General features: G+C 43.2%; 19 protein-coding genes. All 19 read right to left on the minus strand.

Going from position 1 to position 21215, the window contains the following annotated elements:
- Positions 1 to 4: 4 nt before the first annotated feature.
- The 19 genes from AC1TO8_RS21650 to spoVT all read right to left on the minus strand — a co-directional run bounded on the left by AC1TO8_RS21650 (position 5) and on the right by spoVT (position 21206).
- Complete coding sequence (locus AC1TO8_RS21650; RefSeq protein WP_482057686.1) at positions 5 to 772, minus strand: type III pantothenate kinase; 768 nt, start codon at positions 770 to 772, stop codon at positions 5 to 7.
- Positions 769 to 1644, minus strand: coding sequence for a carboxylating nicotinate-nucleotide diphosphorylase (gene nadC, locus AC1TO8_RS21655; protein WP_482057687.1), 876 nt, complete (start codon positions 1642 to 1644; stop codon positions 769 to 771). Before nadC ends, AC1TO8_RS21650 begins: the two co-directional genes overlap by 4 nt.
- Positions 1634 to 3250, minus strand: a complete 1617-nt coding sequence (gene nadB / locus AC1TO8_RS21660) for an L-aspartate oxidase (RefSeq protein ID WP_482057732.1) — start codon at positions 3248 to 3250, stop codon at positions 1634 to 1636. Before nadB ends, nadC begins: the two co-directional genes overlap by 11 nt.
- A gap of 39 nt (positions 3251 to 3289) precedes the next feature.
- Positions 3290 to 4228 carry a quinolinate synthase NadA gene (gene nadA / locus AC1TO8_RS21665; protein WP_482057733.1) on the minus strand — a complete coding sequence of 313 codons (939 nt, stop codon included), beginning with the start codon at positions 4226 to 4228 and terminating at the stop codon, positions 3290 to 3292.
- Positions 4229 to 4521: 293 nt separating this feature from the next.
- On the minus strand, positions 4522 to 6591 hold the full coding sequence (gene ftsH / locus AC1TO8_RS21670) for an ATP-dependent zinc metalloprotease FtsH (protein ID WP_482057688.1): 2070 nt from the start codon (positions 6589 to 6591) through the stop codon (positions 4522 to 4524).
- A 104-nt stretch (positions 6592 to 6695) separates the two neighbouring features.
- On the minus strand, positions 6696 to 7235 hold the full coding sequence (gene hpt, locus AC1TO8_RS21675) for a hypoxanthine phosphoribosyltransferase (RefSeq protein WP_482057689.1): 540 nt from the start codon (positions 7233 to 7235) through the stop codon (positions 6696 to 6698).
- A 44-nt stretch (positions 7236 to 7279) separates the two neighbouring features.
- Positions 7280 to 8719, minus strand: a complete 1440-nt coding sequence (tilS, locus tag AC1TO8_RS21680) for a tRNA lysidine(34) synthetase TilS (protein WP_482057690.1) — start codon at positions 8717 to 8719, stop codon at positions 7280 to 7282.
- Between the two features lie 146 nt (positions 8720 to 8865).
- Positions 8866 to 9813 carry a serine/threonine protein kinase gene (locus tag AC1TO8_RS21685; RefSeq protein ID WP_482057691.1) on the minus strand — a complete coding sequence of 316 codons (948 nt, stop codon included), beginning with the start codon at positions 9811 to 9813 and terminating at the stop codon, positions 8866 to 8868.
- The gene (locus AC1TO8_RS21690) at positions 9797 to 10537 is read right to left on the minus strand and encodes a vWA domain-containing protein (protein ID WP_482057692.1); all 741 of its coding nucleotides are present in this window, start codon (positions 10535 to 10537) and stop codon (positions 9797 to 9799) included. The genes AC1TO8_RS21685 and AC1TO8_RS21690 overlap by 17 nt, the downstream gene beginning before the upstream one ends.
- 95 nt (positions 10538 to 10632) lie before the next feature.
- Positions 10633 to 13062: a stage II sporulation protein E gene (spoIIE, locus tag AC1TO8_RS21695; RefSeq protein ID WP_482057734.1), complete on the minus strand. Its 2430-nt coding sequence runs from the start codon at positions 13060 to 13062 to the stop codon at positions 10633 to 10635.
- 419 nt (positions 13063 to 13481) lie between these two features.
- Positions 13482 to 14018, minus strand: a complete 537-nt coding sequence (locus tag AC1TO8_RS21700; protein WP_482057693.1) for a S1 domain-containing RNA-binding protein — start codon at positions 14016 to 14018, stop codon at positions 13482 to 13484.
- A gap of 123 nt (positions 14019 to 14141) precedes the next feature.
- Positions 14142 to 14477 (minus strand): FtsB family cell division protein, encoded by a 336-nt coding sequence (locus tag AC1TO8_RS21705; protein WP_482057694.1) that lies wholly within the window; start codon positions 14475 to 14477, stop codon positions 14142 to 14144.
- Positions 14478 to 14490: 13 nt separating this feature from the next.
- The gene (yabQ, locus tag AC1TO8_RS21710; RefSeq protein WP_482057695.1) at positions 14491 to 15060 is read right to left on the minus strand and encodes a spore cortex biosynthesis protein YabQ; all 570 of its coding nucleotides are present in this window, start codon (positions 15058 to 15060) and stop codon (positions 14491 to 14493) included.
- Positions 15057 to 15341, minus strand: coding sequence for a sporulation protein YabP (gene yabP, locus AC1TO8_RS21715; protein ID WP_482057696.1), 285 nt, complete (start codon positions 15339 to 15341; stop codon positions 15057 to 15059). Before yabP ends, yabQ begins: the two co-directional genes overlap by 4 nt.
- Positions 15342 to 16255: 914 nt before the next feature.
- A complete protein-coding gene (locus tag AC1TO8_RS21720) occupies positions 16256 to 16537 on the minus strand; it encodes an RNA-binding S4 domain-containing protein (protein WP_482057697.1) in 282 nt (93 codons plus the stop codon).
- A 2-nt stretch (positions 16538 to 16539) separates the two neighbouring features.
- On the minus strand, positions 16540 to 16812 hold the full coding sequence (locus AC1TO8_RS21725) for an HU family DNA-binding protein (protein WP_438348304.1): 273 nt from the start codon (positions 16810 to 16812) through the stop codon (positions 16540 to 16542).
- A gap of 100 nt (positions 16813 to 16912) precedes the next feature.
- Positions 16913 to 18427 (minus strand): bifunctional methyltransferase/pyrophosphohydrolase YabN, encoded by a 1515-nt coding sequence (gene yabN, locus AC1TO8_RS21730; protein ID WP_482057698.1) that lies wholly within the window; start codon positions 18425 to 18427, stop codon positions 16913 to 16915.
- Positions 18428 to 18664: 237 nt separating this feature from the next.
- The gene (locus AC1TO8_RS21735; RefSeq protein ID WP_482057699.1) at positions 18665 to 20341 is read right to left on the minus strand and encodes a putative polysaccharide biosynthesis protein; all 1677 of its coding nucleotides are present in this window, start codon (positions 20339 to 20341) and stop codon (positions 18665 to 18667) included.
- Positions 20342 to 20663: 322 nt separating this feature from the next.
- Positions 20664 to 21206: a stage V sporulation protein T gene (gene spoVT, locus AC1TO8_RS21740; RefSeq protein WP_482057700.1), complete on the minus strand. Its 543-nt coding sequence runs from the start codon at positions 21204 to 21206 to the stop codon at positions 20664 to 20666.
- Positions 21207 to 21215: the final 9 nt, after the last annotated feature.

Here is a 21215-nt window from a genome sequence, read left to right on the forward strand (position 1 = left end):
ATTATTATTGGTTTCTCTCATAAATTAAACGTAATCCTTCAAGTGTAAGCATCGCTTCGACTTCATTGATGGTCGTCGTCTCACTTGCAATCAACTCCGCCATTCCGCCTGTAGCAATGACTTTCAGTGTTGGTGCTTCCATCTCAACCTTTATACGTTCAATAATACCATCCACTTGTCCGGCATATCCAAAAATAATACCCGACTGCATAGCATGTATTGTGTTACGACCAATAACTTTTTTAGGCTTCTCCAACTCAATTCGCGGTAATTTGGATGCCCGTTGGTAGAGCGCTTCTGTTGCAATACCTATGCCAGGGACGATGGCACCTCCAAGATAATTACCTTCATGATCAATGCAATCAAATGTAGTCGCTGTTCCGAAGTCAACAACAACTAGCGGCCCCTTATATTTACTCACAGCAGCAACGGCATTAACGATGCGATCAGCACCCACTTCTCTTGGGTTCTCATAGCGCAAATTCAAGCCAGTCTTGATGCCTGGTCCCACTACCAATGGAGTGATATGAATGAATTTCTGACACATCTCTTCAAAGACGTTGACGAGTGGTGGAACGACAGACGAAATAATGACACCTTCAATATCCTTTATAGATATATCGGACATGCGAAACAGATTATAGATCAATACACCGAACTCATCGACTGTCGATTGGCGAGTTGTACTCAGCCGAAAATGATGAGCCAGTTCACGATCCTTGTAGATCCCTAGCACGATGTTAGTGTTCCCTATGTCTAGTACAAGAATCATAAATCCTGAGCCTCCTTCTTAGCGTTGAGGTCAAGACTAATGTCTAAATTGTCAAAGGAATATGTCAATTGCCCTACCGAGATAATATCTACGCCACACGCAGCAATCCCTTGAATCGTATCTAGGGATACGTTGCCAGATGCCTCTATTTTGACATGAGACGCCTTAGAACGGATGACTTTTACAGCCTCCTTCATGAGACTGTGACTCATATTATCAAGCATAATAATATCAGCTCCAGCCGAAATCGCCTCATGCACTTGCTCAAGATTCTCTGTCTCCACTTCAATGGTCATCGTATGTGGAATATGAGCGCGCGCGCGACTTACCGCTTGCGCAATACTACCTGCACCCTTGATGTGGTTGTCCTTAATCATGACAGCATCATAGAGACCGAATCGGTGATTGGCTCCACCACCTACCCGTACAGCATACTTCTCTAACATGCGATGTCCAGGAGTCGTCTTACGTGTATCAACAAGTCGAGTAGGCAATCCTTGAAGTGCATCAACGAAAGCTTGCGTCTTGGTAGCTACACCAGATAAACGTTGCAGTAAATTAAGGGCAAGGCGTTCACCTGTTAGAATGCTATGTGTGCTTCCCTCTACTTCTGCAAGTATCGTTCCTCTATTTATCCGTTCCCCTTCCGTTACATAGGACACAAAAGAAAGGGATGGGTCTACAACTTCGAATACAAGTTCAGTTAAAGGAATCCCGGCTATAATACCATCCGCTTTGGCATGAATAACGCCTTTAGACTCACTTCCTACAGCTATTGTTGAAAGAGAGGTAATATCGCCTGAACCTACATCTTCCCGCAACCATTGACGTATCGATTTAACTAAATCCTCATTATATCCATTAAACATCATCGCTGAGCTCCTCCACTATCTCATGGTCACGCTGCTGTAATAGATGCTTACGCCATACCCGATCATCTCGTTCTGGGTAATCTGACCGATAATGCGCGCCACGACTCTCTTTACGTGCCAAGGCAGCCCTGGTAATAAGCAACGAACATGTCAGCATGTTTGCAAATTCGAATTCTTCTTTCTTAAATAATGCCGATTGAAAAATAGGCATCTGTCGACTCAATTCTTCAATTCCCTTCGTCAACAGTTCTTCATTCCGACGGAGACCTGCATTTCGGACCATAACCTTTTGTAGCTTCAATCGCCGCTCTACAATCGCCTGCATAGGAACTTCCACCCTATTATAGTCTACCACGAGTGAGCCCGGACACCAATTCAGCGGTGGCAGTTCCCGTATACGATTCACAATCCTACGTCCAAACACTAGCGCCTCTGACAATGAGTTACTTGCCAAACGATTCGCTCCATGTACACCCGTAGAAGATGATTCACCACATGCAAACAACCGAGATATATTACTTTCACCATTTAGATCCGTCTGAACTCCACCCATCATATAATGGGCTGCTGGAGCAACGGGTATCCAATCACTCGTCATATCCAGACCGTATTGAATACAAGTCTCAACGATGGTTGGGAATCGGTGCTTGATCAATTCCGGTGTCTCATGCGTAATATCTAAATATATAAAGGTCGATGTCGTTTCTTCCATTTCGCTAACGATCGCGCGAGCTACGATATCACGTGGGGCGAGCTCAAGCATCTCATGATATTTATGCATAAACCGCTCACCTTTAATATTCCGTAGAATCGCACCTTCCCCACGTACCGCTTCTGATATAAGAAACCTAGGAGCACCAGGGTAACAAAGCGCCGTTGGATGGAATTGAAGGAACTCCATATCACGAATGTTAGCTCCAGCCCGATAGGCCATAGCAATTCCATCTGCTGTCGCTACCTCAGGGTTGGTCGTATATCGATATAATTGCCCCATCCCTCCAGAGCATAGAATCGTCGCATCCCCTTGAACAAAGATACGTTCCCCTCCTGGCCCCTGTACTAGCACTCCAACACATACGCCTTCATCCGTAATGAGATCTAGAACAAAGTGATTATCCCAAATCTCAATATTATCTTTCTTTATGGCTTGTTCAGATAATGCTCTAACAATCTCAAACCCCGTTGCGTCTCCATTAGCATGCAAAATACGTCTATGGCTATGCGCACCTTCTTGGGTGAGTGCTAATTCCCCATTATCCTCATCAAAAGTCGTCCCTAATCGGATAAGTTCTTGAACACCATGAGGACCCTCATTTACAAGAATATCAACCGCGCTAGAAGAACAAAGACCAGCCCCAGCGAGCAGAGTATCCTGTCGATGGTAGGCTGGTGAATCATCCTCTGAAATAACAGCGGCAATTCCACCCTGTGCATAGCGCGTATTACTTTCCTGTAAAGCACTCTTCGTGATCATTAACACTTGTCGATCCTTAGCTACCTTGATGGCTGTGAACAATCCCGCAATACCGGATCCAATCACAATTACATCTGTTTTTATTGTGGGTAGTGTCTCTAAATCGAAATCTACTAAATACCGTGGAATCATAACATTCCTCACCTGTCTTAAGAGAAAGAGTAACGCATGCTACTTAACTTGTAACATGCGCTCTAGGGAAATTCTAGCCTTATCTGCAACGGCTGGGGGTACGTATATTTGTGGTTTCATCGTCTCTAAACATTTCACAAGCTTTTTAAGATTATTGACCTTCATGTTAGGACATACTAGGAACTTAGTCGCGAAGTGAAAAGTCTTATCAGGACTATCCAACCGAAGTTGGTATCCCGTGCCGTCCTCAGTACCCACGATAAATTGTTTCACGTCTGATTTTCTACAGTATTCTAGAATAGCTGTTGTACTTCCGACGAAATCTCCCAATTCAACCACTTCAGGACGACATTCTGGATGAACAACAAATGGAGCATCTGGATACTTAGCCTTCATTTCATACACATCTTTGACCGTTAACATATCATGCGTATTACAATATCCTTCCCAAATAATCATCTTCTTGTCTGTATGTTGTTGCACATAATGACCCAAGTTCTTATCAGGCACCCAAATGATTTCATCCGAATCCACAGATTGAATAACTCTGACGGCATTCGCTGAGGTACAACAAATATCGGTCTCCGCCTTGATCTCAGCAGAAGAGTTAATATAGGTAACTACCTTTGCGTTTGGATGCTGTGCCTTCAGTTTACGAAGACCCTCTACATTGACCATGTCAGCCATCGGGCAACCTGCTCGTTCATCAGGTATTAATACGGTCTTATTCGGTGCGAGAATTTTTGCGCTTTCCCCCATGAAATGAACACCACAGAACACGATAACTTCTGCATCCGTTTGTGCTGCTTTTTGAGCAAGAAGAAATGAGTCTCCTCTAAAGTCAGCCACCTCTTGTATTTCATCACGTTGATAATAATGAGCTAAAATAATGGCATTACGTTCCTTCTTCAGTTGCATAAGCCTTTCGCGTAACTCCCTATTCTGTTCTGCCTTACGCTCTAATGCGAGAGCCTCCACTATCGTTTCCCCCTCTATATCTAATTGCATTGTATATGATCACCATCGTTGACTAATGAACGATATTCACTTGTCTATGATGGTATACCTAACCAGCGCAAGAAGCCATCGTTGTTTATCAACTAATCTACACAACGTTCATCGCTCTGTCAATCAATTCGCCATACCACACAATGATAAATATAATGGATTCAAAACTTACAATCCCTTATTTTTTAACAAAAGAGGCCCATATTACACGAATGTGTAATATGGGCCTCTTGAAAAATGTATCAATACACGAGACCTACTCCTTATTTCTTGTCAGGAGGGGTCCCGCCCTCATTACCTGAATCGCTAGGATCTTCCTCAGACGTATTTGGTGTCGCTGGTATGTTTGGAATGTCTCCCAAAGGAGCAACATCATCCTCATCACGTTTAGGAACAATACGAACCGTAACATCACCCACTGTTTCAACAGTTGGTGTTGGTGTACCTTCTTGCTCCGTTGGAACTTCAGTCGGTATTACCTCAGGTGTCTTATCCTCTGGAAGGAAACCTTCATCAATCAGTTGCTTAATCTGATCAAACTCCAATGTTTCTCTTTCCAATAGAGTGTTAGCAATAAGATGCATTTCTTTCGAGTGCTTGATCAGTAGATCTTTACAACGTTCGTAACAATAGTTGGTGAAATTCTGCATTTCCTGATCAATTTCATAGGCAATGGAGTCACTATAATTCTGCTCATGTCCAATATCTCGACCCAGGAACACTTGCCCTTGGGAAGAACCGAACTGCATAGGTCCTAGCTTCTCACTCATACCGTATTCCATGATCATGCTACGTACAATACCTGTGGCTTGTTGGAAGTCACTATAGGCACCTGTACCGATTTCCCCGATAAAGATTTCTTCCGCTACGCGTCCAGCAAGGAGTCCGGTAACTCTATCCAGCAACTCATTCTTCGTCATAAGCATACGCTCTTCTTTGGGTAGCATGATCACATATCCACCTGCACGTCCACGTGGGATAATTGTAACCTTATGCACCATGTCGGCATGTTCCAAGAAATAACCTGCAATGGTATGACCCGCTTCATGGTAAGCTACGATTCGTTTCTCGCGATCACTAATGACACGGCTACGCTTCTCCGTACCTACCATAACACGGTCAATCGCTTCATCCACTTCACTCATGGAAATATCTCGACGATTACGACGTGCTGCAATCAATGCAGCCTCGTTAAGTAAATTCTCCAAATCTGCACCGCTAAATCCGGTCGTACGCTTAGCAATAACACCCAATCTAACATCGTCAGTAAATGGCTTATTGCGTGCATGTACTTTCAATACAGCCTCGCGCCCCTTCACATCTGGTCGATCAACCGTAATTTGACGGTCAAAACGTCCTGGACGTAACAATGCAGGGTCTAATATGTCAGCACGATTTGTTGCAGCAATCATAATAATACCTTCGTTACCACCAAATCCGTCCATTTCTACAAGCAATTGGTTGAGTGTCTGTTCACGTTCATCATGTCCGCCACCAAGTCCTGCGCCACGTTGACGACCTACAGCATCAATCTCATCAATAAAAATAATACATGGAGCATTCTTCTTCGCATTCTCGAACAAATCACGAACACGTGAAGCCCCTACCCCTACGAACATTTCTACAAAGTCAGAGCCTGAGATACTAAAGAACGGTACTCCGGCTTCCCCTGCAACTGCACGGGCTAACAATGTTTTACCTGTACCTGGAGGACCTACTAACAGCACCCCTTTAGGAATACGCGCGCCAACGGCTGCGAATTTACGAGGATCCTTCAAGAAGTCAACAATCTCAACGAGCTCTTGCTTCTCTTCATCAGCACCTGCAACGTCTTCAAATGAGACCTTCTTCTTCTCTTCGTTATATAAGCGGGCTTTGCTCTTGCCAAAGTTCATGACTTTGCCGCCGCCACCGCCCTGAGATTGATTGAAGATAAAGAAGAACAGGACGAACATAAGAATTAAAGGAATAAACGATGAAAGTAATGTCAGCCAAACACTCTGACCCTTCATCGGTTCCATTTGAAGACTAAAGCCATTCTCCTCACTGGATTGAACAATTTCCGCCAATGCAAACTCACTCGTCGGAATATAAGTCGTGAAAGATTCAGACTTACCATTTACAGACTTCTTATATTTACCAGTCACAAGATAGGCATAACCATCAAACTGAGCCTTCATTTCCTCAATATTATTTTGTTTAATCTGCTGACGTAACTCGTTATATTTAGGGGCGTCAGCGGCCTCCTGGCTATTACTGAGAAATTGAACGATGCCCACCACGACTAAAAATAGAATCAAATAAAAACCAGAATTACGGATGAACCGATTCATCCCGAACCTCCTCTCAAGACACTTAAGTTATTTTACCATAGCCAATCAGTCGATCTCAAATAGAGGAACAGTTACACAAGGACGATTGCCTTGGGATTACTGCATTACTGATTATAAATCTCCGGTTTCAGTATCCCAACGTAGGGCAAGTTCCGGTATTTCTCTGAATAATCTAACCCATAGCCAACGACAAAGGCGTCAGGCAGTATAAATCCAGTATAATCTGCTTGTAAATTTACCGTACGACCAACGGGTTTGTCAAATAGTGTAACGACACACGTTGATTTGGCTTTCCGATTATTTAACAACTCAATTAAGTAACTGAGTGTAAGTCCGCTGTCGATAATATCTTCTACGATCAGTACATCCCGACCCTCTACTGAAACGTCTAAATCCTTAATGATTTTGACTACTCCTGAAGATTGGGTGGATGCACCATAGCTGGACACTGCCATGAAGTCTATTTCTAAAGGTACGGTTATTTGTTTAACCACATCTGCCATAAAAATAAAGGCGCCTTTCAAAACGCAAATCACTAAAGGATTACGTCCTGCATATTCGACACTAAGTTTGGCTCCAAGTTCTACAACTTTCTCCTTAATGTCTTCTTCACTGATGAGTACTTCTAGTATATCATTCTGCACTGACTGAACCCCCTAGTTTAACTTTAAGCCCACACTCTTCCTAATCAACCCAATTCCAATAATTTTGTATCTTCCAGGCATAAATGAAGAACAGAAATGGTCTCTTGATTAATAGGTGCATGGATGGAACGTCGTATGCCTGGCATCCAAATGATGTCGTTATTGCCATCAAGAATTATAGGAATTTGAGATCGTATAGACGGAGGTATCTTATCATCAATAAGAATATCCTTCACCTTTTTACTACCGTTTAATCCCATCACTCTCATGGTATCTCCATCTAACCTGCAGCGCAAAGTCAAGGGCAATACGATTTGATCTGCATCGAACATGGCTTCATGCTCACCTAGTTCTTTTCTTGACCACGGCATCCCATTTCTCGGCTCTACCGACATTCTCAAGACTTTTCCAATCTCACTCACCATATGTTCTGGAACAGCTGTACTTAATTCATATGTATAGCTTAATCGTTGCATATGTGACTTAGGCTGAAATGTAATAATATCATATTCGCGTATGCACACAAACCCTCCACCTATATCTCGACTCCAAGTCGTGGGAAGGTTACTCATGATCGCTTCGCGAAGGGACTCGATCTTGTTATAATCAATAAGTTCAGAGTCCGCTGACATGTAATTTAATATTAGTTTAATCATCCTCCGTTGTAAAGCGACATGTAATTTCAAAAAGGAAGGCACCTCAAAGGTGAACCTTCCGTCACTTGTCTGTACGGATTCGCGGAACACTTTCCTGGCAGCTAGCTCCATGTATTCATCCTCTGCAGTCATCATACTTGCTAACTGATTCAATGACTGTATAATCTGCCCATTATATTGCCCCAAATAGGGTAGTATATCCAAACGGATGGCATTTCGTCTGTACTTGGTTTGCAGATTACTGTGATCAACGGCATATTGGAAATTTTCACTTTCACAGACATCGACCAGATCTGTTTTGTATATACGTAAAAGCGGACGAATAAGTTCCATATTTTTTATGTTTCTTTTAAACTTCATACCAACAAGACCAGAAGGACCACTTCCCCGCAGTAGATGGAGTAGCACCGTTTCTGCCTGATCATCTGCGTGATGTGCTAGAGCGATAGAACTTGCACCATATTTGAAAGCTATTTTCATTAGAAACTCATATCGCTTTTCCCTCGCGGCTTCTTGGGTTCCCTTACCACTCTCTTTCATATAGGCAGGGACATCCACGGCCTCCATCACAAATGGAATACCGAGCCCTTCTGCCGTTTCCTGCACCATCACAGCTTCATCGTCTGATTCCATCCGGAAACCATGGTGAACATGTGCACATATGAGCTTTAGGGGGATGTGCTTCCTTGATATTTCGTGCATAACATGCAAAAGAGCCACAGAATCCGGACCACCGGAGACTGCGACTACTATCGTATCATCAGGGATCCATAGACTCTGTTCTTTCGCAGTCTGAAGCACATGTTCTACTAATATGTGCATACTCATGTCCAGTTGCTCCTTTTCTAGAGGTTGTTCAAAAAATCATCTTTTGATCACGAAGTATACCAAGAAGCGTACTCGACATCGAATATTGAATTCAGCCGATCTTCTTGGTGCTGAAAAGCTGATTTTTTGAACTTTCATTTATAGTTTTATAACCATACCGCCACATAGACGACGCCACATAACAACAAGATGGACAAGGCAAATGCGACCCTTAACCAGCGTGGTGTCTTAGTTATGGGGCTACTAAGGGATATAGGTTTATATATCTGTTGCCTCCAATATTTCCACGCTTGATCGGACCCTTCAAATTCGCCACAAATAGCCTTCGTCAACCATGCCGCATAAGGCTTAAGCCTATGACTACGCTGCACAAGCGACAATAGATCCGACATGCTACGAGTCTGTGGAAGATGCTGAGATGATGTTGCCTTCAATGCGTCCTCATGAAGTAAATGAATACATAGAACCGCAAAGGAAAATAGATCATAGCCTTCGTCGCTAGTTCGAGTACCAGCATTCCAGTATCCCCGATCATACCATTCCGTAAATTGCTTCACGCTACGACCTATGGAACTTACACCACCATAATCAATGAGCTCAACTTCTCCATACTCCGATACCATCACATTCTCAGGTTTCAGGTCTCCGAACACAAATCCTAATTGGTGTAAATCATGAAGCTTTGCTAAGAGCCTCAGACCAACTATTCCTAGCCACTCTTTCCCACGCCTTCGTATAAACCAATGTAGGGGGCTTCCCTCTACATATCGCATCACATAAAAAGGTATATCGCGTTTCTGTACTGAATAATCATCCACTTCTAGTAAATAGGGACGATGTACAACACCATCTTTTTTATCCTTTTGCTTCCGCTCCGCCTGCAATGAAGTCAGAACATTCACTTCTGATTGTAGCTCCAGTGTATCATTGCCCATCTTTAGCGCATAATACTCCCGTTGACCTACCTTCTGAACCAAATACACAGTTCCATTCGCGCCACTTCCGAGTACTCGCTGGATTACAAAGCGGCTACTCCGCCATTTCCCCGCGATGACCGTACCGGGTGAGTAGTCGGCATTAGACGACTTTGCCACCGAGTATCCCTTCTCCCTCATCGGAATTTTCCCGCCATGTTTGATGTCTGTCTAGTGTACCATATTGAAAGAAATCAATCACCTTCATGATCGCAGGCCCCGTAGGTGTAGCGCCCTTCATTTGAATTCGATTGAACAAAGATTGTAACTTAGCAAGGTCTGTTGTCCAATTCACATTTATAATAGCATCCTCTTCACTGTTCCTTCCCGGATAATGAAATACAGCTAACTCACTAATTCCTTCCCTAGCTTGTAAACTCAACATCAAATCTCGGATCGCTTCTTCGACAGCGAACAGCTTAGGCTTCATACTGGCACTAGCATCAATAAGCAAAGCCACTTGAAGTGACGTAGTCTCTGTCAGTTCATCTACGACTTCAACAACCTGTGAACGTCGCTGTGGAGGTAAGTCTTCAATCGTTGAATCCCCTAAAATATGCCTCAATTCTTTATTCACTGCTTGTTGAATCGTTTGTACCACCGTCTTACGAGTCATCATTTGCATCGTCTGAGCTAATTTCTGAGTTCCAACAATACGACTAATCCCTCCGCCCGCTTTGGCAATCTCAGAAATCTCCAGACTGCCAAGTTCTCCAATGGTTCCATAATCTATAACTCCTACAACATTTACAGTAATCCCATCCTCCAGAGCATGTGCTGCCGCTACAACAGGACTTACCCCCATATTCGAACATCCATCTGTAATAAGCAAAATTTGCTTCATAATCGATCACCCTCCTATGGCTATATCCTTCTCTCTATCATTTCCAACAATGAGAGATTTCAAACCAAAGTTTAAAAGTGATGCCATACTACAAGCTAACTTACTGTGCGCGGTCGTTCTAGCCGTTCCAATCCTGGAATATGAAGTGTTGCCCACTTTGGCTGATAGCGTTCTACTTTGCCTACAACGACGGTCATGTCATCCATAATTTGATTCTGCTGATAACGAATCACTTTCTCTAACAAGCATTCTGCAATATATTGGGGATCATTACTCTCGATCTCTTGAATAATTCTCTTCATCCAGATCTCCTTATTCACCGCATGACCCGGAGCATCATATAGACCGTCTGTCATCATAATGACAATATCTCCAGCTTGAAGTTGTATCGTAACTAAATCTACTTCAATTTCCTGAATGATGCCGATCGGGAGATTACTAGAGGAGACGAGAATAACCTCTTGGCCTCTTTTAATAAAACTTGGAGTCGAACCAATCTTCATAAATGTCGTCTCCGCTGTGAATTGATCAATCAATGCCATATCAACCGTGGCATATATTTCATCGGGTGATCGAAGTAGTAATATAGAATTAACAGATTTGATTGCCAACTTCTCATCCATTCCCGATTGCAGAAGCTGTTCCAATATATTAAGGGCCGAGCTACTCTCTTGGCGCGCACGTTCTCCATTACCCATACCATCACTTAAAGCGACTGCAAAAGTACCATTACCCATCTCCACTGTGCTGAAGCTGTCCCCTGAGAACACATCCCCACCTTTGGCTGCGCCTGCAACTCCGGTCGTTATTTCGAATGCTTTGGCTGAGCCGAATACAACTGTCGCTAGTCCATCGCGAGTAGTAGAGGCTGTCTCCTGCACCACAGCAATATGTTCATCTAGAATATTGGAGAGAAGCGGAGCAATGATCTTGCGACACTCGTCATACCCTCTCATATAGGCGTGAACAATCTCTATCTCCACATGTCCTGAGTCAAGGTTGATAATATCGATCCCATGTATCGATAACCCCATCTTCTCCAGTGCTGCCCTGATTTCTTCTTCCTGCTTATACATAGCCTGTCCTTCCCGTTTGATCTCCTGGGCTAGATCGTCCATGACCTGAGATACACCAGATAATTGTTCTGCTACCAGATGCCTACTATCGTATATTTGGCGTTTCCACTGCATATCATGTTGATAGAGCTGATACTGTTTCTTCATGACTTCAAGAACATCACCTGTCTTATGACATACTCGATTCCACTCGGATGGCAACTTATCAGGAGAAAGATCCGGTTGATCCTCTATTGCACTCATCATATCCGTCATATATTTATACGTCTGATAGAACTTCGTATCCCAGCAGTGTTGGTTCTTAAAGCATCCCGCACATGTTCCCTCTGAGACAGCACTCATGAAGTGATCCATTTCTTCTGTACGCTTACTAACATCCGATGCACCTGAAATTTGACCAAAGCTTTGAGATAACTGTCTGAACACCTGAGAGAATTGCGTAACTCGATCTGCTGTCAAATCACGTACTCGCTTTGCATATTCATGCTGAGACTTCGTATGATCCTGGGTTCCAGGTACATATTTAGAAATCATGCCAATAATGGCCTTAGGTGTCATCATAAAGAGGATAATGGCCGCACATGTCTCCCAAGTAGAAGTCATCACAGTCTCTGGCCCTATGAAATAAATCGAAAGAATAGATGAACCTAAGAGCATCCCAATAGCTACCATAGCTCGATGCCCTTCGCGTAACATCCCCGCGAGCATACCGGAGAATGCGAGCAGACTCATCTGATAGATGGCTGCAATATTAGCTAAACTGAGAATAAGCCCTGTAATGACACCAACGGAAGCTCCTAACGATGCTCCACCCACGAAAGCAAATAACAGAATCAAATAACGAGAAAGAATATGCTCAATCGATAATGAATAGATATTCCAACCTACTGCCCCCGTCATAACAGATGCTAATAAAATGATTAGACAGAGAACTTCCTCATTTTTCAGATGATAGTTTTTATTGCGATAAGTAAATACCGGAATGGCTTGAATAAAAACCATCGTGAGCACGAAGCTCAGTACTGCATCCAATGTCATCATAAGCAATGTATACCATGTAAGTGATGGGCCTAAAAGAAGATAGAATACATTAACGCAGAAAGTGCATATAAATACCATCAGCGGCGCATACGATAATTCTGCATGTTCAAAAGATTCAAGACCCTTATGAATGAGATAAAAGATGAACATCTCAGCTACAATTAACAACGTTACCGGAAATGGCGCGAATAAACTGCCCGCAATGATCGCAACCGTAACGATCGGGAGGTAATCTCTCCTCATAAAGACTATGACAGCAAAGAATGCTAATGCAAAAGGGGAGAGTTCATCCAATATCATGGCCTTGCCCAGTAAGAACCCCATGAGTGTCAGCAATAGCATCCACTTCTTTGTTGCCAAAAAATAACCCAGTCGTCGAATAACACGCCCTTGTGTTATTCGTGTCAACCAAGGTTCGGCCTGATAAGCTGACTGTGACCTTTCAGCCACCTGAACACCAGGAAAATCTACTATATTTCTCTTATCCAAAATTGTGACACCACCCTTATAAAGTTTGTTGGTATCATTATAGAGTGGTCTTCACGAGAAAGTTTGTCAGAACAGCGGACAGGCCTTTGAGAAATTTCCGACAAAAAAGCCTTGCCCGCAGAATGTCGCATATAGGCCCCAATCCCCTAACGTATAGCGCTTTAAATCTGCCATAATCATTCTCAATTGATTACGAATAGTGGGAAATCCGCCATTTCCAACTAGCGATTGAACATGAGATTACTGGAAATCAGTTGGAAGATGTCGCTAATTTATTCTATGCGACAAAAAAACCGTAGAGGCTTTCGCCTACTACGGTTATCTTATATTATTTACAATTACACGCGCTTAGCGCCACGTCCACCACGCTTGGATTCCGTGTTCTTCTTAATAGACGATGCCCGTTCTTCACTATCCTTTAGGAAGCGCGACACTTTATCCTCGAATGTAGCTTTGTTAACTGGAGGCTTAAATGAACGCCCGCCACGATCGCGATCACCGCCGCGATTGAAACCACCGCCACCTTCTCTGCCGCCGCCACCGCTAAATCGTTCTCCACCACCGCCGCCTTCTCTGCCACCGCCAGTACTACCGCTGCGTTCAGGTCTTGGACTTCTTGCTGGTCTAGATTCAACTGGCTTGTCAACAGTTTGTTTGATGGATAGTCCGATCTTACCGTCCTTGTCGACATTGATTACCTTTACGGTCACAACATCATGTATCTTCAAATGATCGTTGACGTCTTTAACGTAATTATCAGCGATTTCTGAGATATGAACGAGACCTGTGACACCTCCTGACAGATCCACAAATGCTCCAAAATGCGTTATGCCTGTCACTTTTCCCTCTAACTTAGTGCCTACTTCGATTGCCATAGAATAAAATGATCCTCCCTTAAAAATATACAGCAAAATTTATAAATCTTGGCTGTGGTGATTTGATTATACATAATGCGCAAAGTAAGGTCAATATAGTAATGACCTACATTATCGCTTATATTACGGGCTTGATACATCCGGACGAATCGGGGTTTCTTCAGGTCTATATAGACCATAATCCTTACGCGCCAGTTGCCCGATATATTCAGGGTCCTGTAATCGATTAACTTCATATTCTAATTGTAATACAGACTGGTCTGATTCGGCCTGAGTACGTTCCTTCTTCACCAACTCCATATTAATATCAGCTATCTGTGATCTCTGATTCATAAGAGTATAGCCTACCCAGCCCAGAAAGAAAATCATAAAGCACACCCATATGGTCAAACGTCTGCGCCCGCCTGCATATTTAGTTGACTGTTGACTTCTTGATGTTTGCGAGGCATATCTGCCCATGAATGAACCCTCCTTATGACCAACGATTCCACAACTCAACGCATACCTTCTTTACTTTCTTCATCCAGGTTTGATTACTTAGCCTAGATATCACCGGTAAAGTCGCCCATTTCAGCAGTTTCCAGAATGGATATAAACATCGTAATAGAATGCCCAGAATGAACATCAATAATGTCCCTATCACACGCAATATTGTTACGACTACACGATATATCGTTCTGATGGGTATCCATATGAGGACTATGAGTAATCGCTGCAGTGTATACAATACAAATTGAATTACCTTTATTAACATTACCACAAATCGTTGTGTTGTAACACTTAAGATTAAAAAATAGCTCCAAATCCCTAAAAACAATCCTAGAAATGCATAAAATCGTAGCTCTCCCTGGTTACTAATATAGAGCATTCGAAAAACAAAGACTGCCATCCCACACCAATATATCAGATCCATTAGATGGATTGTCCATTTGGGAAAGCGGAACTGGTTGGACAACACCCGGTAGCTGTCATAGACCAGTCCCATCATAGCCCCTGAGAATAACATCCAGAGCAATGTTATCCACTGAGCATAGGGATTCATCTAAATAACTTGCCTAGCATTCCTTTATTTTTACTATGCTGAGACCCGGGTTCCACGTACACAAGGGAATGCACTAGCCCATCGATAGAGAGCAAGCCATTCTCCAGACTTAAATTCTTGATATGTAAATTCTGACCCTTAATCGTCAAGTGACCCAGCTCGGTCTGCAATATAAACTGCTCACTGTCGAAACTCTCCACATTCTGAACGCCTGTCATATGAATCTGCCTACGGTTCTGCATTTGGAGATCATGGCTCTTAGCTTTACCTTGTTCAATCATAGCATGTACCCCTCCTTATACAGATAGCTTATGGCGGGCGCTATCGCATTAGAACTTCGGAAGGGGCAAGTATTTTAGGATCATGAAAAGGTTACTAGCGTGGGTATCATGCGATGGAAGTGGTAAGCTATCGCGGTATCAGATTTCTAACGGAACATAGCGACCTTATTTCATGAGAAAACACCAATATGAAATTTTAACGGAACCACAGGCCTCTATATACGAATAAACGGCCTAAATCCAGAGAAAAGTACCAAATAAGGTCCACCACTTCCGTTAGAATTTCAAAAGTGACGTTTTGGGAAGAATAGGGTCTTCCATTTCCGTTAGAAAGTTTATATAGTTTCTCTCCATTACTCTGCTCCCCCTAATAATTTCTTTTTTAATTTCGACTCAAGTGTAAGAACTACTGGGTATGCAAAAATTAAAATGAGAGTCAAATAAATCGAATTCTCAAACAAACTTCGAAACTTTCCCTGAGACCAGCCGTCTTTGCCAAGTATCCACTACGCTACTTTATTTGAAACTCCAATTCCATCATTTGCTTCTGGGATGAGGCTCTGGGTATAGTTTTGGGCAAGGCAGACGACAGCTACAACGGATAAAACAATAGTCAGAACGAAACCTTTAGAATATGGATTTGAAATCCCGACTTTACTATACGTAATTGTCGAGATATTAACAAAAATAAGACAGATAAACATAAAGAACATCTACACATCTCCCTTTTCATTAATCGTAACGACGTATTTGATATACGAACTAAATGTAAAAAGATCAACTAACATACTTTTCTTATTCGACTTTGTATTTTTATATACCTTTCTATCTAAGTAACAAATTAACATAGCCTATATGTTAGAAAAGAGCGCCCTCTTCACAAAGAAGAGGGCGCTCCATCATCACTTGTATATCTATTGCCAGTCTAGAGTGTTATCTCTAGCAATTGGCTCTTCCTTAATCAAGGTGTAGAGGCTTGCAGCCTCTTCTTTACGAGTACTTTCGGCAAGCCTTTCAACTCGAACCGTGACCAGCTTTTGGCCAAATTGGACAGTGATCTCATCGCCCACTTTTACCGCGCTGCTAGGTTTAGACTCCCGACCATTGATGAGGACTCGACCTTGTTCCGAAATATCCTTTGCTACCGTACGCCGTTTGATTAACCTTGAAACTTTCAGGAATTTATCAATTCTCATACTTATTTTACGGCTTCTTTAAGTTTATTACCTGCTTTGAATGCTGGAACAGTAGATTCCGCTATTTCAATCGCAACACCTGTTTGTGGATTACGTCCAGTACGTCCTGCACGTTTGCGAGTTTCAAATGTTCCGAACCCGATCAACTGTACTTTATCTCCACCTGCTAACGCATCCGTAACCTCACTTAAAAAGCTGTTTAATACGGATTCCACATCTTTCTTAGTCAAACCGCTTTTGTCAGAAATGTTGTTAATAAGGTCAGTCTTGTTCATTATTCATTACCTCCTAAAGATATCTTAAACCAATTGCACTATATGGGTATTCTTGATTAAGGTTCATAATCCTTCTTTAACGCTGTAGTTTTTTATATTTTTAGTTCAGATTTTGATATTTATTGACGATTTGTGTCTTTGCTATACTCCATAGTTCTTCCATTTCTATAAGTGTACTATCTTCGATAGATCTTCCTTGTTCTTGTAAATAGGCCTCAATAAAATGAAATCGTTGCGTGAATTTCTGATTCGTCTTCGATAACGCTTCTTCAGGATCTGTATGAATAAACCGAGCTGCATTCGAAACAGCAAATAGTAAATCACCAAGCTCTAACACTTGCTCTTCCCGACTTTGTCCCTGCTCAATAGCTTCACGTAACTCGATTAACTCTTCTTCAATTTTAGCAAATACACCATCAATGTGATCCCAATCGAATCCTACTTTTGCTGCCTTTTTCTGTAGCTTGTACGCCTTCATCAAGGCTGGTAAATCGCGTGGTATTCCGTCCAGTACAGATACCTTCTCCGATTTCAATCCTTTGCGCAGCTTCTCCTCCGCTTTCATCTTCTCCCAGTTATTCAGAGCAGATTCGGCATCTCGTGCAACAACATCTCCAAATACATGTGGGTGTCTGAATATTAACTTATCATTAATGCCCTGAATAACATCATACACGTTAAATGTTCCATTCTCCTCCTCCATTTGTGAATGCAGGAGAATTTGCAACAGTAGATCGCCTAACTCCTCTTGCATATGCTCTGGATCATCCTCATCAATGGTCTCTAGCACTTCATAGGTCTCTTCAATAAGGTTCTTACGTATCGAGTCATGTGTTTGCTCCTGATCCCAAGGGCATCCCTCTGGGCTTCGGAGAATACCGACAATTTCATGCAGTCGCTCAAATGTACGTTGTCGAAGCTGATCCTCATCACTTTTAGGCACATATACTAGAGAAAGATTACCGAATCCCTCTACACGATCCAATTCATATAATGGCACATGTAAAATGCTTTCCTGTCCTTCTACACCCAAAGCATGACCCACAGTAACTATGTAATCATCTGGATAGACCTCCATAAGACTTAGCTTCACCTCCGAAGCCGTAAAGCTGTCATAGACCTGTCCAATTAAAGTATGGAGCTGTGGCTGTATAAGTATACTACTGAGTCCCACAGCATCTAATAGCTGAAAGCCTTCAATCGGATCGAACCCAAGTCTTGTAAAGGCTTCATCCAAGAAACTCTCTCCACCTAACACTTGTAATGTAATACCATGCTCGGGGCAACGTTCACGTAACAGTTGTACTGTGGACTCTGCCACCATAGGATGACCTGGAACGGCATACACAATTTCTGTCCCCGCTTCACCTTCAAGAGCCTTGCCGATCAATCGATTAGCAATCGTATCATACACCTCAGGAAAGGAATCATAAGTTTCATACACTTCATCAAAAGATTGAAGCGACACATTCCATTCTTCAAGCGTTGAAATAACAGGGTGCTCTTTGGTCCTCACATATACACTTGAAGCGTTCTGTAATATTTTCATAATCCCTACTGTGAGCCTATCGGAGTTTCCTGATCCTAAACCTACAACTGTCAATATGGAACTCATCACTCATCCCCCGCTATCATAATATAATGCCTATTGTTCTATTAGTGCGAGTTCAAAAAGTCAGTTTTTCAGCACCGAGAAGATTGAATGAAGATAGGGAGTGAGGAGCGGAGCGTAGGCAGTACCTACGTGAGCACCGGAAGGACCGGCTGAATTCAATATTCGATGTCGAATACGCCCCCTGCTATACTTCGTGATCAAAAGATGACTTTTTGAACTACCTCTATTATCCATTCCCTAACGCATGATGTGTAGTTGTTTGAGTAGATCTGCCAGTCTATGGCCAATCTTCGGTAGCATACGAAGCTCTTCTTCGCTGATCAACTTCGTAAGCGCGATGAGCACCACGAACATGGTCGCACCTGCGACGACCCCGCTAACACCTTCAATCGTAGCGACTAGCCGCCCCGAATGGAGACCAAGTGCTGCTAGCGTTACACCAGCCGCCCATTGGGCGCTGCCTGCGGCGCTGGCCAAGCCGGCAAGCACAAGCGCCGGCTTGGCCAGTACAGCGCCGGCGCGAACAGACAAGCCAGTGCTCCGGACAAGCAGCGCAACATTGAGCGCTGCAGCTAGGCCGTGTGCCGCTACGCCAGCGATAGCGGCACCAGTGATGCCCAACTGCGGCACCAATAGCAGATTGAGCAGTATCTTCGCTACAGCGCCGACGAGCAGATGCACCGCAGGCGCCTTCACCACACCGATGCCTTGCAGGAGCGCTGCAGAGATCAAGCTCACTGTACTGAACGCCGCCGTAAAGGCGATCCAGCGCATCGTATCCGTGCCTGTAGCATCCTGATACAACATTATGTTGATCGGTGTGGCCAGTACGCATAGCCCTACCGACGCGGCAAGTCCAATAAGCCAGAACCAACGAAGGGATAGACGAACCTGACTCTTTACAAGCATGCTATCTCCTTGGATTCTTGCTTCAGCTAGTGCTGGAATGAATAATACAGAGAGCGACGTCGCAAGCATGGTCACCAGTTGAACAAGTGGAATGCCGCGATTATAGACCCCGAACTGAATCATCGCTCCTGTCTCACTAAACCCATCTGATTTGAGTAAGCGGGGTAACGTAAATGTATCGACTAAGCTCATTAATGGAATGGCCAAGGAAGCTAGACAAATAGGGATGGCAAACACCAATATTCTCTTCAGGAGGCGCCAAGAGCTCTCCACGGATGTTGTTCTTTCTATCGTTTGAGCTGCCCTAGCTGCCCCCTTTATCTGTGTTCCCGCCGTCGCATCCAGCGCCCCTACCCTTGTAACATACCTTCGCCAATATACCAACATGACTAGAAACCCTGCAGCCCCGCCTGCAGCCGAACCAAGTAATGCCCCTGCTGCAATCGTCTCTGGCCCTGCTTGTCTTGCGGTCATATACAATAGCAGCAGAATCATCACACTCACACGTACACTCTGTTCTACAATCTGTGAAATAGCCGTAGGCACCATATTCTGATGCCCTTGAAAGAATCCGCGTAACAATGACATCATGGGAACAAACAAAAAGGCTAATGAAGCATACCTGATAGCAAGAACCACATGAGAGTTGTCAATAAGACGCGCAATTATTGGAGCACCGATATAGGTACAGATTCCAAGTGCAATGCCGAGCGAACCAATCAGCAATGAAGATAGACGAAGCACTCTCCTGCTTTCTCCGGCGTTTCCAGCGGCTTCATTCTCTGCTACGAATTTAGAAATAGCGATTGGGATTCCCGCCATAGCGATGGTAATCATTAGGGAATAGAAGGGGTAAATGGTGTTGTAAATCCCAAACACTGCATCCCCGCCTATATTCTGCAAAGGAACCTTCTGTAACGTGCCAATTAACTTCGAGAGAATGCTCGCTATCGTCAGAATAAATGCTCCGTGCAAGATTCTAGAAGCTGTATTGGTTTTCCTCATCGATTCTTCCCTACTTTATGTCCTTATTTGGAGACAACTACCTCTATTAATGCGAGTTCAAAAATTCAGCTTTTCAGCACCGAGAAGATTGATTGAAGCTAGGTACTGAGGAGCGGAGCGTAGGTAATACCTACGTGAGCACCGGAAGGACCGGCTGAATTCAATATTCGATGTCGAACAGACTCCTTGATACACTTCGTGATCAAAAGATGAATTCTTGAACTACCTCTATTATAGCTGAAAGTAGCGATACGCAAAAACTCCCGTCTCTTGTTCCATGAATCGGAACGAAGGATAACGGGAATTGGATGGTTTAGATATTCTATTGTTCCATTTGTTTGCCTAAGAACGAAGCTGCTGTCTCAGCCATCTTAACTTCCATCTGTCCCATCTTCACGGATTCATCTTTATTCATAAAGATAACGGACCCGATTGGATCACCACTCGATATAATCGGTGCAACGACAAAGGATGAAAGTGTCTCTTGGTGGTCCTTACAGACTTCATAGTCGCCTTGATTCGTTTCCAGTAATGTCTTGCGATTATCCATACAATTCTCAATAAGTACCCCAATTTGTTTATCTAGATACTCCTTCTTAGATCCTCCAGATACAGTAATAAACGTATCTCGATCAGAAATAACCGTTATATGACCCGTTCCTTCAAACAATGACTCTGCGTACTCTTTTGCAAAATTGCCAAGCTCACTAATGGGTGAATATTTCTTTAATATCACTTCACCATCACGGTCAACAAAAATTTCAAGCGGATCTCCTTCACGGATTCGCAGTGTGCGTCTAATTTCTTTTGGAATAACAACTCTGCCTAGGTCATCAATACGACGTACAATTCCAGTAGCTTTCATTTCACATGT

It is taken from the genome of Paenibacillus sp. Y859 (genome assembly GCF_056786405.1).